We start from the raw sequence: 16,048 nt of genomic DNA on the forward strand, positions 1-16,048 counted from the left end.
GGTGGGCCTGACCCCGGAAGGTAGACACGTCGGGGGTTAGCTATGCTGCTTGGGTCAGTGTAGCTGATGTGAGTGCTTCGAAGGCATCGGGGGCTAGAAGATTGCACCAGGAGTGTCGTCTGCGCGTGTTGTAGCGCATGCACCATCGAAAGACTTCTTGGCGACAGATGATGGGATTGTCAAAGACTTTCCGATCACGCAGAACTTCACGCTTTAGGGTGGCGTTAAATGATTCTGCCAGGGCATTATCGGCACTCGTTCCCACCGCTCCCATGGATTGGCGAACACCAAGTACAGCGCAGTGCTCTCTAAATGCTTGTGAGGTGTACACACTGCCGTGATCGGAATGGAAAATTGCCCCTTTAAGGCTTCCACGGACTTTCCTTGCATGAGATAAAGCTTCGATAACCAGTGATACCCGCATGTGATCGGCGAGTGCATGGCCGACGAGTTTGCGCGAGTAGACGTCGATGACCGTGGCCAGGTACATGTTCTTGCCGCCCTTACACGGCAGGTAGGTGATATCGCCTACGTAGACGTGGTTCGGCCTGTCAGCGGTGAATCTGCGGCCTACTAAGTCTGGCATGACTCGACGGCCAGGCTTGCGCCTGGTGGTGATACATCGACGCCGTTTGCTAAAGCCTTTTAGCCCCATGGATTTCATGATGCGTGCGACCTTCTTGTGATTGGTCGGAGGAAAGCCCGTATCGTCGTTGAGGCTTGCAGCAATGCGTTTAGCACCATAAAGCCCGTGCTCATTATCGAAGATGGTCTTGATTCTCGCACCAATAAGGGCATCGGAACACGTCTTTAACCTGCGTTCTTGGCGGGTGTTGACCCATTTGTAGAACGAGGAGCGATTGAGCTTTAACACGTGGCACATCCGTGTGAGCCGAGTATTCGGTTCGGTGGTCATAGACAAACTGGAAGCGGATTACCAGCGTGTCTCTTCGGCAAAATATTTCGCGGCCTTGCGCAGGATGTCGCGTTCTTCGCGCAGCTTAGAGACTTCTTTTTCTAGCTGGCGGATCCGCTCAGAATCAGTCGTCGCCTGGGCCTTGTCACGCATGGTCTTCGTGCGGGCACGCTTGCCGGTGCCGTACTGCTTGATCCAGGAATAAAGTGAGGAGCGATTGACTCCAAGCTCTGCTGAAGCCGCGTGAAGTGAGAGGTCCTCATTGTTTTCGTAGAGGGCCACAGCATCACGTTTGAACTGTTCGGAGTACCTAGGCATGGTGGTAGATTACCTTTCTTCCCAACCCAACTGGGCTGGATATCAGGTGTCTACCAAACAGGGGTCAGGTCCGTTCCCACAGCGATAGAGGTTGCGAGCATCATCGCCAAGTAGATCAACGTCGCCGCAATGATTCCCCACATCAGAAGGCCAAGCGCTTTCTTCGGCCTGAAACTAAACTCCCCCGCCAGTTGCGGAATGGAATCAAAGCCCACGTAGGCCCACGGGCAAAAGCGATGATGGTCGCCACCGCTGCCGCCGGCGCAACGTCGACAGGGAAAGCTGGTGCAAGCTCCGGGCGCTTGGCGACGTAATAAATCACCATCGACGCCAAAATGACCACCACCGCCACAATCATGATCACAACGGCAAAGCACTGAAACTGGCCAGAAAGCGCGCCCCGCATAACCATTTCAGGGAACGTGACACGGAAGACGAGCGTGACCGCCGACGCATTCAACGCGACAACGCACGAGTACCCCAGCGTCAGCGCCCCCACCACCGGTCAGCGGCAGCGCACGAATAGTAAAGCCGTAAATCAAACCAATAGCGGCAATCACCAGGCCACCAACGACAAAGCCGATGACCGTGCCGGCCAAGCCGGCCTTCTGCATCCAGTCGAAGGGGCAAGATATAGGCACCCCAACCAATTGCCGCGTCGACCGCCATGGCGAAGACCCATGAGGGCTTCATAGTTTTCCGCAGGGTCGTGTTGTCCGACGGCTGGCTTCATCCCAGACGATTAACCGGTTGTGCAGGAGCTTGCCGACCCCGTCGCCCCCAGCGAGATTCTGACGAGACTAGAGTTCCTCAAAGAATGTGCTCGTGAGATTCCCGTGCATAACTTGGCAGCTCCTAGGTTACATCAGCCACGACGCCAACCCCTCCTTGGTAACGCTACTCGGATGCCTATCATGGATAGCACTTAGGCTTCCCAAGCCCTGCCCATGCTTACCGACGCCCCCTCCGCCTAATCCTTCTCTTCGACTCCACCACCGCCCTCTTCCTACATCACTACCGATGTATGAGCGCACGAATCGCATCCGATCCACAAAGACAGGCGGAGCACTAAACAAGAGCGGCTTCCGCCTATCAGTCAGCACCTAGCGAAGAACACCTAGCGAAGAACATCTCGAAAAGGGGATGCCTACATCCGCAAGGAAGCCAAGGGGAAGTATGCTAGAGCACGACCAAAACCGACAACGAGTAGAGGATGAAATGAGCTCAACTCCGCACGTAGCATTCGTAGGGCTTGGCTATATTGGCCTGCCCACCGCAGTAGTAATGGCAAATTCAGGCCTTCAAGTAACTGGAGTCGATGTAAATGCAATTAACGTCGACAAAATCAACAGGGGCGAAGTTACGATCGTTGAACCCGGCCTGGAAGACGAGCTTAAGAAGGCTGTTGAGTCCGGTCGTTTCACCGCCAGTACTGAACAAACTAAAGCTGACGCGTACATCATCGCTGTCCCTACCCCATTCACCGAGGGACATGATGTTGATATGAAGTTCATCTACTCAGCTGCTGAAGCAATCGCGCCCCAGCTTGAAGGCAACGAACTAATTGTGCTCGAATCCACATCTCCCCCGCTGACTACTCAAAAGATGGCAAAGCGAATCCTCGAGTTGAGGCCCGATCTAAAAGCTGATAGCGATGACGCTCCTGCCGATGACAAAACCATCTACTTTGCGCATTGTCCAGAGCGCATCCTTCCGGGCAACGCAATGACTGAGCTGCGAACCAATGACCGTATTATCGGTGGTCAAACGAGCGAAGCCACCCGCCGTGCCACAGAGATCTATGCAAGTTTCTGTGAAGGCGAGTTGCTGCCTACCAATGACGTGACAGCAGAAATGGCCAAATTGACAGAGAACTCTTTCCGCGACGTCAATATCGCATTCGCTAATGAGCTCTCTCTGATCGCCGATAGGCTTGGCATCGATGTTTGGGAACTTATCGAACTCGCTAACCACCACCCGCGAGTGAATATTCTCCAACCAGGCCCTGGTGTGGGTGGTCACTGCATCGCAGTAGACCCTTGGTTCATCGTGTCCACCGATCCGGAGAACTCCAAGCTTATTAAGACCGCGAGAAATATCAACGATGACAAACCCAACTGGGTTATCAACAAAGTCGTTGAAGCACTAGGAGAACCGGAGGGCAAGAAGCTAGCAGTTTTGGGCCTCGCTTTTAAACCTGATATCGATGACCTCCGCGAATCGCCTGCGCTAAATATCGCATGCGAACTCGCAAACCGATTTAAGGATATTCAGATTAGCGTAGTAGAGCCCAACATCACCCAACTTCCTGACAGGCTGTCTGGATTCCAGAACGTCGAGCTAAAGGAATTGGACAAAGCTGTAGATTCGGCTGATGTAGTTTTGATGTTGGTTGACCACATTCAGTTCAAGGAATTCGAAGCCGAGAAACTAAAGGCTAAGAAGGTAATCGACACCAAAGGTATCTGGTAGCAGGTAGCCTTAGCATAAATCTGAAGGAAGACACCCCATGACCATCAGGCCTTATCCTTTCGGCTTTTTAGTAAGCAACAAGCCGATCGAGAACCAAGAGCTAATCCAAAGCAATTTCAGGCGGTTTGAAGCTTGGGACGGCATAGAAGTTTACATCCAGCCCGATGAACCAACACAGCTTGTTCAAGACGATAACTTAAAACTGCTTTGGTTTGGTCATGCGGCCTTCGTCGGTGACACATCGATTGAGCTTCCTTTCATAGAGAGAGCTCGACAAGAGCTTTCAAAAGGGTGGCATGCTTTTCATTCTTTTCTCGATTATGTAGTCGGCCGCTGGGCGGCACTTATCGTCAAGGATGAAAAGACCACACTCTACAATGACACCCTAGCGAGCCAACCTGTTTACATTGCGCGGGAAGAAGCCCTACTATTTGGCTCACATCTACCTTTAATCAATGAGGAACTCAACGCCCGCACGGGCATTACCAAAGAACTGGTTTCACTTGGACAGCACAAGCTGTGGGATCAGACTGAAGACACCCGAATTGCTGCACTGCCGCCAAATTTTTGCTTTGAGTTTGAGACCAAAGAACTCAACCGATTCTATCCGCACCCATATACATCCATTGACGAGTTTTCCTCGATAAACACGGCGGTTGAGCAAGCTATCGCTTTAGCCAAGCGCTCGGTCCAGCACTGGGGAAGTCTCGACTACAAGGTATATTGTGCTCTGACTGCAGGTATGGATACCAGAGTATGTGCTTCTGCAGCATTAGCCTCAGGGATTGATTTCTCATTCGTAACTTATGGAAGTACTGAACCTCCCTCAGAAGAGGATGGAAATACTAAGCGTTCGTACAAACTTGATATCCGAGTATCCAGATTAATAGCGGAAACGTTTAAGAAAGAACACGTTATTCTGCCGATGGAAGATGTTAAAGCCTATCCTCTTTCTGCAGAAGATAAAGCGACCCTACAACGCAATACTGTGGGAAAACATGCTTTAAATTTCCAAGGCCTGTACGAGAATACCCTCGGCACACACCCCTCCATTTGCTTCGTCGGCACTGCGCTTGAGGCCTTTAGAGACTACTATTCGCCTGCAGCGAAACCTACAACCTCATTCGAGACATTCACGCGGATTGTTTCTGCCCTCGGAGGGTATTCGAGCAAATCAGACGATGAGAAACTCACAACTGAACTCGCCTATGAGCTTTGGGAACGCTACAACATGAAAACCGTATTGGAGCATGGATTCCCAGTCGCCAACATTTTATATCAAGAACTCCGAGCTGGCCGTTTTCAGTCGGAAGCGATCAATTGCCAGGCTTCAGCCTTTCTGCCGATCAACCCGATTGCGATCCGGAAGTTATTCGAAACGGCGCAATCTCTACCGTTCTACGACCGCAAGAACGCGGTTTTCGCGAAATCTTTCATTCAGAAAGCATGCCCGACACTTACGCAGTTCCCAATCAACGACAAAGATTTCTCCATTGCCAAAACCAACTTTGTTGACGTTGAAGCTGTTTTCAGCCGGACAGCGGAGGATGAGCCTTATGAAAGGTATGAACAAACTCCTCCAGACATTATCCAATTGAAACCAGAGAATCTACACAAAGGCGGGGAACGATTCTTTAGGAAACGTTTTTCAGCACAGACTGGTTCACTTAGGTTAACTTTCCACAATCACTACAACATTGGCCGAGATGCCAACAATGTTGTTATTTTCATCCGGATTAACGACAATGACGTTTACCGCCTGCCGATTGGTAAGCGTAATGACCCCTGCACCGTAGCCGTAGACAGTCTGCGATACGGAGATAGTGTTGATCTCGGGGTTCGGTCGATGCGCGAGAACGGTCTAGCCTGGAGTAACGTCAGTTTGTTGAAATTAACAGAGTGGACTGAGACGCCCATTGATTTTGACTCATCCCAGCCACTGGAGATTTCATCGACTCGAGAGTTTCGCGTAGCAGAATAAGCCCCTATACTACAAGTTTGCTATTGCCCCAAAAGCCAGGCTACTCCAACACACCATTGAGCCAAATCAACAGGCTGACTTAAAGGTCCAATGGAACGCCTTGGGGATTCGCGAGAATCCCCAAGGGATTAATTTAATAACTTACTAACTTGAGAATCCAGTAGTATCGAAGGCTTTTTGTAGGTTGATTTCACTCCGAGAATCAAGCTTTCCGCAGACTCAAAGTTTTTCCTTGCTGCCCGAGCGGTCCACTTGTTATATAACAAGGTGATGGGCTCGACGTCACCGTCAGCGATTATCTCTCCATCATGAAGCCAAATCACTCTAGAACACATGCTTTTAATTGATGCCATCGCATGAGATACCAAGAAGATCGTCCCTGCATTACTTAGAAAACCAGTCATGCGTTCTTGTGCACGCTCTGTAAATGAGGCATCACCTGTCCCCAAAGCCTCGTCAATCAGCAGTAAATCACGTTGAACTGCAGTGGAAATCGCAAACTTCAACCGGGCTCCCATTCCCGACGAATAGGTTTTCATCGGACGTTCAACCGCTTTTCCTATCTCCGCGAAGTCAATTATCTCCTCTGTAAGTTCATCGATCTTTTCGGGAGAGACCCCTTGTGCCAATAGTCCTAATCTTATGTTAGTCCTGCCTGGAAGTCTTGGTTGCAGCGCTGCGGAAACATTGAGCAAAGTCGGAGTTGCGGAAGTAAGCACCTGACCTTCATCAGGCGCCTCATTTCCTGCGATCAGCCTCATCAGGGTTGATTTTCCAGATCCGTTTCTCCCCAAGATACCAATGCATTCACCCTTCTCGGCGTACATTGACACACAGCTTAGTGCCCGAACATAGTCACCCTCACGTTCATCGGAAAGCTTTGGTCTCCGAAATACACTGCGTTTATTGTCAGCTCGATAAAATCTGGACGCCTCGCGAACAAGCACGCTGGGATTATCTAACGTGTACATAACGGTCCTCAGCCCTCCAAAAGAAGATAAAACCAACGGCAGAAGCACCGGTCGCCCAGAGCACCAGGATTAGCCATTCCGACAAACTTGGTATCTGGTTATACATAACAACGCTTCGAGCGGCTTCCAGAAACCGGTAGGCAGGGTTAGCCTGCATAATTTCCTGCATTTCAGGCACACGGGCGTAGCGCTCAACTGAGAAGAACACACCTGAGACGTAGAACCAAGCTCGATTTACGAAGAAGACAATCTTCTTAGCATCTGGAACGAATGCAGTTACTCGAGCTGATATCAGCAATAGCCCGAATGAAAACAGATGGATCAAAAAATAGATCGGAACAATCAAGACGACCGACCATGAGAGAGGATCGCCCCACTGAAAAGCCAAGGCGGCAAGAACAGCCAATGCCCCTGGTATTATATTGCTAATAAACCCCTTAATGGCTTCTCCAACCACCAGGGAGACTCTCGGGAACCGAAAGGTTCGCATCATTGCCTTTGATCGCTGCACGAGCCCAGATCCACTGCCGAGTCCACGTGACATCATCGAAAAATACATTAAGCCAATGACCAAGAAGCCTACGAAATTTTCAATGCCCCGCGACGTCTGAAGAACTACACCGAACATCACCCCATACATAGCAATACGAAGCAAAGGTTCGAGAATATTCCAAAGCTTCCCCAGAAACATGTCATCATTGTCTCCAGCTGCTTTGAATCTTGCATGCTCGAAGATAAAGTGCCTGTAACGCCATGTATCTGCCAAATACTTCGCTAAAGACGCTCGTTTGTTCGTTGAAATCAGTTCCTCGTCTGCAACCAGGACAGTTCGGCGATTCTTCGGCATTGCTTGCTGGAGGGAGCGGATCGCGTCAGCCTCTTGCTGATCAGCCATGGGTCTCCTTATTTACTGTACAAATTCGTCATTTCAAATGAGTCAAATGACAAATTGATTCGATTCTAACATTCAGACAGATCCGAAAGACACTTAGAAAGGAGCAGGTCGGTACCCATATTTAGAGGGCATACAAACCACATATTTCCTGAACATACCCTTCAGCGACATCACGGCCAGGCCCATCCAAATTGTCTAACTTTGGTTTATAGATTTCATCCATCATACGAGGAAGTTGATTCTTTCTGTAGATAGACAAAATGCCTGCTTGTCTCAGAACCTCAAACTGAGCTTTCTCCCGTATCAATGCACGCCGGAAATAGTCAACTCCAGCATCATTGGTGATAGAACCACTTCGCTGCGAATAATACACGATAAACGGCCGGTGACAGAATAGGATGGCATTCGCATTTAACAGTATCTCCCAGCCAAATAGCGTGTCCTGCCCGACTGCGCCTTCAACATAGCGAATCTTATTGTCTTCAAGAAAAACCCGAGAAATGACCGCAGCTTGTGTTGATACAACTGGAAAGCGCTGGGTTGCAGTAAAAAGCGCACTCGGTCGATCAACAAGTCTCCCGTGAAACAATGCATTCCGAGCATTGAGGCCAATGGACGCACCAACCTTCAACTGATACCCAGAAGCCATTTGCACAGGAACGCTCGAACCATAAAACTGTTTAACTAGTTCGTCATATCCCCCAACTGATATTTCGTTGTCGGGGTCAAGAAACGTGACGAGGTCCGATTTGGCAAGTTCAATTCCGACATTCCTTGGGCCCGACGCAGAGCCGCTCGGCGGACCCTCCAGTCGAACTACATCAACGTTTCCGACGCTCCCTTTAACCTCATCCAGAATCTCTTGAGTTACCGGATCATCAGAGGCATCGTCCACAACGATCACTCTCATCTGTTCCCAGATAGCGTTCGCGGCAAGACTAGGAAGGCATTTAGTTATTAGAAATATGCCGTTATTGTAGACGGGAACTATAACATCGAGAATACGCTCGCGGTAAGAGAGAGCACTAGAGCATTGTTTAACCATCTGCCATGCACCGACAGATATAGCACTAGTCTGGTCGCCGTCTGAGCCCTTTGGTCGGAGCCTATTCCTGTCGTACACCACTCCACAGGCTCTAAGTGCTGAGACCAGGGGTAAGTTGCATTTCGGCACCCGTACGTTTGGCCCCGAAAAAGTAAATCTGACGCTAGGAAAGCTATTGAATATCTTTTTACTATAAAGCCGTGATTCTACCTGACTTCCTTTCGCAATCGCCGAGCTCACGCAGTCATAAAGCATGGCCTCTTCAAAGTCGTCTTTGACATAGCTACGCCGGGTAGAAACCGAACAGGCTAGATGAGCAACTTTATTGGCTATCCGCCACGGCAAACCCACTATGTGCGAAGAAAAATTGTAAGGAAGCAAAGGAGAACTTACTCTTCAATGACTGCACGCATGCTACTCAATTTCGAATTGATCTTCTTAACGGTGTGCGGCCGTGCAAGTGGATTATGCCCCATGTTTTCATCATGGTACAGACCAAAGCTGAATAGAGGGACTCTGCCTAAAGCTACAAGCTTGGTCATTTTTTCCAAGGTGGGCTTTAACTGCTGTTCAACATCGCCTGCGCTTGCGATGTTCAGCATCACCTCGGTCTCCGGGATGTAACCTTCGACCTCAAACAACTCAATTACACTAACCCTCCAGGGTTGAGAAACCCTGACGTCTTCGATGTTGCCACCTTCAAAAACATCCCGTAGCAATGCATTTACAAAACGTTCGTTGTAATAGGACCAGTCAAGTTGTGGGTTATTTACAAGGGCCTTGCTGCCGCGATCGAAAGTAGCACAACAAATCGCCTGGAATCCGCCTGCAGAACTCCCATAGTGAAGAGTCCTAGCAGGACCTGCAAGCCCAAAACGCGCTCGGACTGCGTCAATGACTTTAACCATCGCGGCAATGGACCAATCATTCTTTGAGTACTGCCCCCAGCCAATTTGCAACCGTTTATGCTTAACCATTGTGGGATCGGCGATCTGGATGACAGGCGATTCAAACTCATCTAGCCACGACGACCGCTGAAAGACAATGCCGTCCGGGGCTTTGGTCCGCTGAATAGCCCCGTTATATGTCACTAAAAGAGTGTCTTCATACTTAGCAGTCGGCTGCACCAATACCGGCACTAGACACTCGCCAACCGCCACTATAAAACGGAATTCCTCGCGGTCAGCATCATACAACTCAGATTCCGATGCTTTTTCAAGTTGGGCAAGCTCAAGGATGTTCATTGAAGTCCTTAAATATACTTAACGAGTTTTGAATATTTTGCAGGTTCCAGTGCCGAAGAAGGATAAAAAAGACGCACACCGTGCATCATTCCTACCGGCGCAATCTCAGCAAATCCTGCTATAGATTCAATTTTCTCGGTGTTCGGGGATTCGATTATCACCAACGCACAGGTTCCCAAATGATTTGACACCATCAATGAACCACGGCCTGCTAGAAAAGATTCAGAGTCCACCACAGCCAGTTTAACCTCATCGGGAAGCTTAAAAGAAGGATCAGGCCTCACCCAATGCGCAGTGTTGACCTTAGTCTCCTCCTCCAATGGCCTTAGCCATGCATCTGTCGTTAGGAGCAACGTAGGCCGAAGCCAATTAATAACTTTTCTAACAGAAACTTGTTGCGACAAAGTTATCTGACTATCCCCTTGGGCCTGTTCATTCATTTTATCAATGAGGTCCTCGAATAGGGGAAACACTTCATCGACCTTCACGTTGCCATTGGGTTCTACAGTCGGCACATTCTCGGATTTCGACAGTTCGGCTCCTATGCCCCCCAATCTCGCATCGAGGTTGTCTAGTCGAACCGTTAGCTGCTTTTGCAACTTCTCTGTTTTTCTGAAACTTTTATACTGCCCCCTCTCCCCGGACCGCAATACAATGAATAACCCCAGCAAAACCAACACAAGTTCTAGATACATCGGAACCAGCGTATCCAGCCAGACTCCAAAAACTCCACAAACAATTGCAAGCAAAAGCAGCAATACCAATAGTTGTTGACGACGGGTAATTCTCTTCATGAATTTGTCCTATACATGGGATGGGTACACTATGGAGCCGTGGTGCTGGACTTTTCCTGCGAAGGTCAGAAAGGGCAAGTGCCCAAATGGGAGCGCCAGCTTTTTAAATTCCTCGGCCATTTCAGCCGCAACGTATTCCCAATTATGCTCTGTCGCGACTACTTCCTTGGCGTATCGACTCAGCGAAAGCTGTTTTTCGCGATCCTCCAACAAATCAATGAGCTTCTCCAATAAGTCTTCCGAATCCCCCTGGTTAAATACGAGGGCCGCATCACCACCGCGCGACACTTCTGACAACGCGGAAACCGAAGACACAAGTAGAGGTCTCCCAGCGGCCATTGCTTCAAACGGTTTAAGAGGAGTCACATACTCAGTTGCTGGCGTTGATACCCGAGGTAGGACAATCACGTTGACATCCTCGAACACGTCGACAGCTTCGTGAGCAGCTACCGGCCCAGGTAACTCTACAAGGTCCTCAACGCTCAATGTTTCAGCGAGATCCCTCAGCTTGTCTAATTCGACCCCTTTTCCAACAATCTTCGCCCTAATCGCTCGCCCTTTTTGCTTGCCCAAAGCAATCGCACGAATCAAAGTCGCAAGTCCCTCATAGTCGACCAAGGAGCCCACGTAGCCCACGTCATAGGCAAAGAACTCCTTCTCCTCTAGCGGCGTCAGATGAGAAAAACGAGAGACATCTACCGCATTAGGAATCAATCCAATATCCAAGCCATGTTCGCTTCGACTATCAAGGAGACTCGCCATCGAACTATTCATCGTAACGACTCGGTCTGCAAATCGGCATGTAGTGTCTTCCATCCTCTCAATTCGCCGTGCCCTCCCGAGTTCCCCGCGCCCCTCAAAAACCAATTCCCAAAGACCTGACACCTCATACAAAACAGGTATTCCCAATTCATGAGCTGCAATCAAAGCCGGTAAAGCGATCAAATAGGTGGACCGGACATGCACCAGATTCGGGCGCTCAACCAAGAAGACTTCCCGATACCAATCGATAGCCTTGTACATGTATTCATACTCGCCATTCTTGCGGGGAGATTCCGCAGGCAAATGTCGATACTCAACCCCGTCGACCTCATCGAGTGGATAAGGAAAGCTAGCTTTAGAATCAACCCTTTCAGTATAGAATCCAGGCCGAGTGTACGCGCGGACGATCATGTCATTGAGCATCAACCCTTTGAGCAGCCCCTGTGCGCGCCCCGTGTAGCCACCAGTGTGATTAGGCAAGCTGGAGTGGAGAATTGTAACTGCCCTAACTCTTTCATTTTCTCCCACCTCGCCCAGCCCCACAGGGCGCGGTGCTTGTCCAACACGCTGCAACAGCTTTACCGCGTATCGCGACTCTCTAATTGCCGCTCGAATATCCTTCCGCTTAAACCGGGTAAGTTTTTGCTCACTTACGCCCTCAAAGTCAGCACTATTCCAAGCATCAATAACTTTCGACATGATTCCGACCTACGTTCAATTCAGTAAACTTCGATATAGTCTAGCTAGTTTTCTCCCGTTAGCCTCCCACGTCATAGAATCCAACCATTCCTTTTCCGCTAATATTTTCTCAGGTGACTCAATGACTTCAGTGATAGCTTCCGCCAGATCCGTGGGAGACTGCGGCGGGACAAATTTAGCATATCCACCTGTAACCGCTCTCAAAGCCGGCAAATCGGAACACACTAGAGGAACACCGACCGCCAAAGCATTTAAAGGCTTTATCGGCGTAACGTATCGGGTAACTCGTGAATCAATTCTCGGGACTACAAACACATCAAAGATAGAGTACCAGCTTTGAATCTCAGAGCTTGGCTGTTTACCTACGAAGTGAACTCGGTTCTCTAGTTCTAATGAAGCTGCTAATGCAGCGAGCCTCCCGCGGTCTTCTCCATCTCCTACAAAAACCACTTCTATTCGCTCATCCAAGTTTGGTAAGGCGCGGATTAGTGTATCTAACCCCTCATATGACACTAGAGAACTTACCGTCCCCACGACTTTTTTGCCCCGCAGCCCCATCTGAGTTCGTATGTTTAGCGCATCTTTTCGATCGATCTGCATTCCAGAATCAATTGCATTCGGAATTGTGACTATCTTATCTTCAGAGATACCAGCCCGCACTAGCTTGTTTTTAGTCAGCTCACTTAACACTATGACCGCACTCGCCTTCACCGCAGCTTCAATTTCTTTCTGCTCAGAGTGCCGATAATGGAAAGACTTCTCTGCTTCTGTCGCTATTTTTACTGGGAACTTAGAAAGCCATGTATTGTGAGGCTCTCCTCGGATCTCGTATATCCATGGAATCCCCAGATCATGAGCTACATCAGAAACTAACGAGGCATTTTTGAAATCTGAAGTAGTCTGGATTAGGTCGATACCCCTTTCAGCACAAACACGCATTAGTAGCTTCTTTGCCAATCGGTATCTGCGATCTTCACGAAACGGCATTACCCGTGGAATTAAGGTATTCAGTCCGCTCGGTTCCTTAGCTGGCGAGGGAATCTTTCCTATAATCAATGGGTAGCCCAACCGCGTTACCGTACTAATGGAATCAACTTTTTCCCGAACAGTTTTCGTCAAGGCCGCAGTGCGGATAGTGTATCCCGATTGTGTATACGGAAGGGAGTTGTTAACGTAATACAAAATGTTGGTGCTCCCTCCCAAGCCTGTTGCTTCTCGCCCTTTATAAATCGCACCATAAAACTGATTTTCTTTGATCTTGGCAAGAATCTTTTTCGGAAAGTTTATACAACGCTTAATTAATGGCATTTTTTTAAATTCGGCTAAAGCACGATCATAATCACCAACATAAAGAAAGAAGTCTAGGCGTTCACGTCTACTCGGGGTATCTTCCTCACGGTTCCTGCCTTCGACAGCTTCAGTCCACGCTTTCACAGTGCCAATCACTTGATATCCCATGAATCGTTGGGACACCAAAAGGAAAAATCTCTTCGGTTCGATAAGTGCCTTCTTGACCGAAAAAGATACAAATACCGACAGATAGTTAATCCAACGCAATCCCCTCATCAATTAACTTTTCCAATCCAATCGATTAGCTCATCCATCCTTTTTTGGACTACCACCTCTCGCTCTCGATTGACCCACAGCCGCCCTTCATCCGATACCAGCAAACGATCTGGACACGCATATAACTCAGCAAACAATTCAGCGAGCTCTAGAGGCCGTTCCGGAGGAACAACATCGCCCGCATTCAACTCACGGATAATTTTGGCAGTCTCACCCGCCACCACCCCAGTAATGTGGACACCTGCGGACATCAATTCGTATGTTTTGGAGGGAACTGCTCTATTTAAGGGTTCCCAGTCGGTTAAATGCACTAGCGCAGTATCAGCCCAATCATAGAAGCTAACGACCTCAGAAGCAGAGCGAACATGATAGAAGGTTGCATCGACATCCTTCATGTCAGCGTATTCCCTCAAAGCATCGACGGCCGCGCCTCCCCCCACAAACGCAAGCTCAATCGGAACTCCTCGTTGTTCAGCAGTTCTTACAGCGTCAATAACATTTTTTAGGTTCTGAGCCCGTCCGAGAGTTCCAGCATAGAGGACACGAAGGGGGCGATCCACTAAGGGATTTCGGGCAGCCAGCATTGACAGACTCGCAGGAAACACGTTACGGAGTGTAACGATCTTTTGGCAATGACTTCGCTTAACTTCAGCGGATAGCTGCTTACCCAGGTCATCCGAAGTTACTATTATCGCATCCGCACGAGCCAGTAAGGCATTCAGACCTTGCTGCACTACATAGCTCAATGCCTGCAAAAGTTTTGGCTTTAGCCTCTTATGATGTGTTGGCTGCGTCTCCAATGCACGGTTCCAGCTACCGTATTCCCTCATCAAATCTGGCCATGCATCGCGTAAATCTATGACATAGGGAACCCCTGCGACCCGAGCAATTAGAAAAGAAACCACCGCAGTTGGCAGCGCCGGGACAGTCCCTACTACCGCATCAACCTTGCGGATTCCCGCCCATCGGATGGCAGCTGCAAGTAAAGCCCCCTTAGCGATAAAGGCCTGAGATAGTGCTCTCGCAATCAACGATTCACCTGAAGGAATAAATGGACTTCTGTAAATCTTTTCCCCTGCAACCCCTGATTCCGGCGCAGAGGCAATACGGAACGATTTCAATGCTTCTTTAAAAGAAACATTCCGGCGATAGTGGGGTGGCGGTGCAATAACAACAACTTCAACGCCTTTTTGAGCAAATAACCCGCTTAACCAGGTCCACCTTCGCTGGGGAACCCCATTTTCGGGATGCCAGAACTGTGAAAGAACTAGAACCTTCATCTGTCCGCCCCTCTAGGTCGAGCAATGCCTGTCTTGAAATAATACACACCGCACTATCAAGTGATGAACCTATCCCCTTCAGGACAAGTACGAAGGGCAAGATTCAAACGTATAGTTTCCCCTCAAGAAATCCAGCTCTCCCTGCGGATTTGCCATTCTAAGCACCCTCCATATATAGTTACTTCTCGTTGCACAGAGCAAAGCGATTTGCTCAGCAGCATACATATATTCCTCCATAGCTCAGTTGGCAGAGCATTCGACTGTTAATCGAAGGGTCACTGGTTCGAGCCCAGTTGGAGGAGCGAAACAGCCGCTTGCATTCCAAGCGGCTTTTTGCTTTTCATCTAGGATCTTATCCGGATTTTGGTGACTATCGTCGTGGAAATGTCGTGCCGTTTTAATCCCCGTCACCGACCTAACGCTTAACAACGTGCACGTCTACCCCTCCAAAAAGGCTAAAGCAGTTGACGACAACCTCTGGAGCGCTAGCAGGTAGGTCGGCCGGATCAATAGCACCACGGTCTACCTTGATATCGTGACCACCAAAAAGGCCGATGCCACTAACGCGAACACGGAAGCCCTCGGGAATCCATACGTCGACACCACCAAAGACTCCAATCGCTTGGATGGTGGTTACGTGTTCTCGAAGTGCAGCACCGCGTAGGTCGACATCTGTACCACCAAAAATGCCCATTGTGGTGTGGCGAGCAGCAATCGGAGTACTTCGAACCGTGGTGCCACCGAAAATGCCCAAGGAAAGGCTCTGAGCACCACTCACGGAGGGTTCGACTTGAGCTAGTGCGCGGTCAACAGTCGTAGCAAGCTCCCCATCCACAGTGTTCATCGCGTAAGAGCTCTTTGAGGCGGCCTCTTGGCTGCCAAAGAGTACTCTTCCGGGATCCTCAAGGAGATCGGAAACGAGGTCGATTAACTCGCCGCGCGTCGTCGCATCGGCGCATGCAGAGGAGCGTTCCTCAAATTCAGCGACACTGAGTTGGCCGACGGACATCGCGTCAGCCAAGACTTGAGAAACTGTGGTGCGTTGAGAATTAGTGCATTTAATGTCGCGTGGTTCCATGGCTTTACCTTACGTGGAACCGCATGA

Annotated in this window: 13 protein-coding genes, 1 tRNA gene and 1 pseudogene; 3 read left to right on the top strand and 12 right to left on the bottom strand. The window is 49.4% G+C overall.

Annotated elements, in window-relative coordinates; translation table 11 throughout:
- Nucleotides 1–40: 40 nt before the first annotated feature.
- The 3 genes and pseudogenes from CAURI_RS09270 to CAURI_RS13640 form a co-directional block, all read right to left on the bottom strand.
- Nucleotides 41–1,234, bottom strand: a pseudogene (locus tag CAURI_RS09270) (IS3 family transposase).
- A 142-nt stretch (nt 1,235–1,376) separates the two neighbouring features.
- Nucleotides 1,377–1,598 carry a hypothetical protein gene (locus CAURI_RS13340; protein WP_206740547.1) on the bottom strand — a complete coding sequence of 74 codons (222 nt, stop codon included), beginning with the start codon at nt 1,596–1,598 and terminating at the stop codon, nt 1,377–1,379.
- 49 nt (nt 1,599–1,647) lie between these two features.
- Entirely contained in the window at nt 1,648–1,875 is a 228-nt protein-coding gene (locus CAURI_RS13640; protein ID WP_012715185.1) for a hypothetical protein, read from the bottom strand.
- Between the two features lie 535 nt (nt 1,876–2,410).
- Between CAURI_RS13640 and wecC the strand changes: the two genes are divergently transcribed.
- A complete protein-coding gene (wecC, locus tag CAURI_RS09285) occupies nt 2,411–3,706 on the top strand; it encodes a UDP-N-acetyl-D-mannosamine dehydrogenase (RefSeq protein WP_012715186.1) in 1,296 nt (431 codons plus the stop codon).
- A gap of 37 nt (nt 3,707–3,743) precedes the next feature.
- Nucleotides 3,744–5,687 (top strand): hypothetical protein, encoded by a 1,944-nt coding sequence (locus CAURI_RS09290; protein WP_010190716.1) that lies wholly within the window; start codon nt 3,744–3,746, stop codon nt 5,685–5,687.
- A gap of 128 nt (nt 5,688–5,815) precedes the next feature.
- On the opposite strand, the gene CAURI_RS09295 is transcribed toward CAURI_RS09290, so the two are convergent.
- The 8 genes from CAURI_RS09295 to CAURI_RS09330 form a co-directional block, all read right to left on the bottom strand.
- Complete coding sequence (locus tag CAURI_RS09295) at nt 5,816–6,514, bottom strand: ABC transporter ATP-binding protein (RefSeq protein WP_080550390.1); 699 nt, start codon at nt 6,512–6,514, stop codon at nt 5,816–5,818.
- 127 nt (nt 6,515–6,641) lie between these two features.
- Entirely contained in the window at nt 6,642–7,553 is a 912-nt protein-coding gene (locus CAURI_RS09300) for an ABC transporter permease (RefSeq protein WP_010190718.1), read from the bottom strand.
- 121 nt (nt 7,554–7,674) lie between these two features.
- On the bottom strand, nt 7,675–8,853 hold the full coding sequence (locus CAURI_RS09305; RefSeq protein WP_100067445.1) for a glycosyltransferase: 1,179 nt from the start codon (nt 8,851–8,853) through the stop codon (nt 7,675–7,677).
- A 134-nt stretch (nt 8,854–8,987) separates the two neighbouring features.
- On the bottom strand, nt 8,988–9,842 hold the full coding sequence (locus CAURI_RS09310) for a hypothetical protein (protein WP_010190720.1): 855 nt from the start codon (nt 9,840–9,842) through the stop codon (nt 8,988–8,990).
- A gap of 8 nt (nt 9,843–9,850) precedes the next feature.
- On the bottom strand, nt 9,851–10,636 hold the full coding sequence (locus tag CAURI_RS09315; protein ID WP_010190722.1) for a hypothetical protein: 786 nt from the start codon (nt 10,634–10,636) through the stop codon (nt 9,851–9,853).
- Nucleotides 10,637–10,645: 9 nt separating this feature from the next.
- Nucleotides 10,646–12,097 (bottom strand): glycosyltransferase, encoded by a 1,452-nt coding sequence (locus tag CAURI_RS09320; RefSeq protein ID WP_010190724.1) that lies wholly within the window; start codon nt 12,095–12,097, stop codon nt 10,646–10,648.
- A gap of 15 nt (nt 12,098–12,112) precedes the next feature.
- Nucleotides 12,113–13,663, bottom strand: coding sequence for a glycosyltransferase family 4 protein (locus CAURI_RS09325; RefSeq protein ID WP_010190726.1), 1,551 nt, complete (start codon nt 13,661–13,663; stop codon nt 12,113–12,115).
- A complete protein-coding gene (locus CAURI_RS09330) occupies nt 13,663–14,943 on the bottom strand; it encodes a glycosyltransferase family 4 protein (RefSeq protein ID WP_012715189.1) in 1,281 nt (426 codons plus the stop codon). Before CAURI_RS09330 ends, CAURI_RS09325 begins: the two co-directional genes overlap by 1 nt.
- 229 nt (nt 14,944–15,172) lie before the next feature.
- On the opposite strand from CAURI_RS09330, the gene CAURI_RS09335 reads away from it, so the two are divergent.
- Nucleotides 15,173–15,245: transfer RNA gene (locus CAURI_RS09335), tRNA-Asn, on the top strand.
- Between the two features lie 113 nt (nt 15,246–15,358).
- Here CAURI_RS09335 and CAURI_RS09340 read toward each other — a convergent pair.
- A complete protein-coding gene (locus CAURI_RS09340) occupies nt 15,359–16,021 on the bottom strand; it encodes a DUF1707 SHOCT-like domain-containing protein (protein ID WP_010190730.1) in 663 nt (220 codons plus the stop codon).
- Nucleotides 16,022–16,048 lie beyond the last annotated feature (27 nt).

Source organism: Corynebacterium aurimucosum ATCC 700975, assembly GCF_000022905.1.
Lineage (GTDB): Bacteria > Actinomycetota > Actinomycetes > Mycobacteriales > Mycobacteriaceae > Corynebacterium > Corynebacterium aurimucosum_F.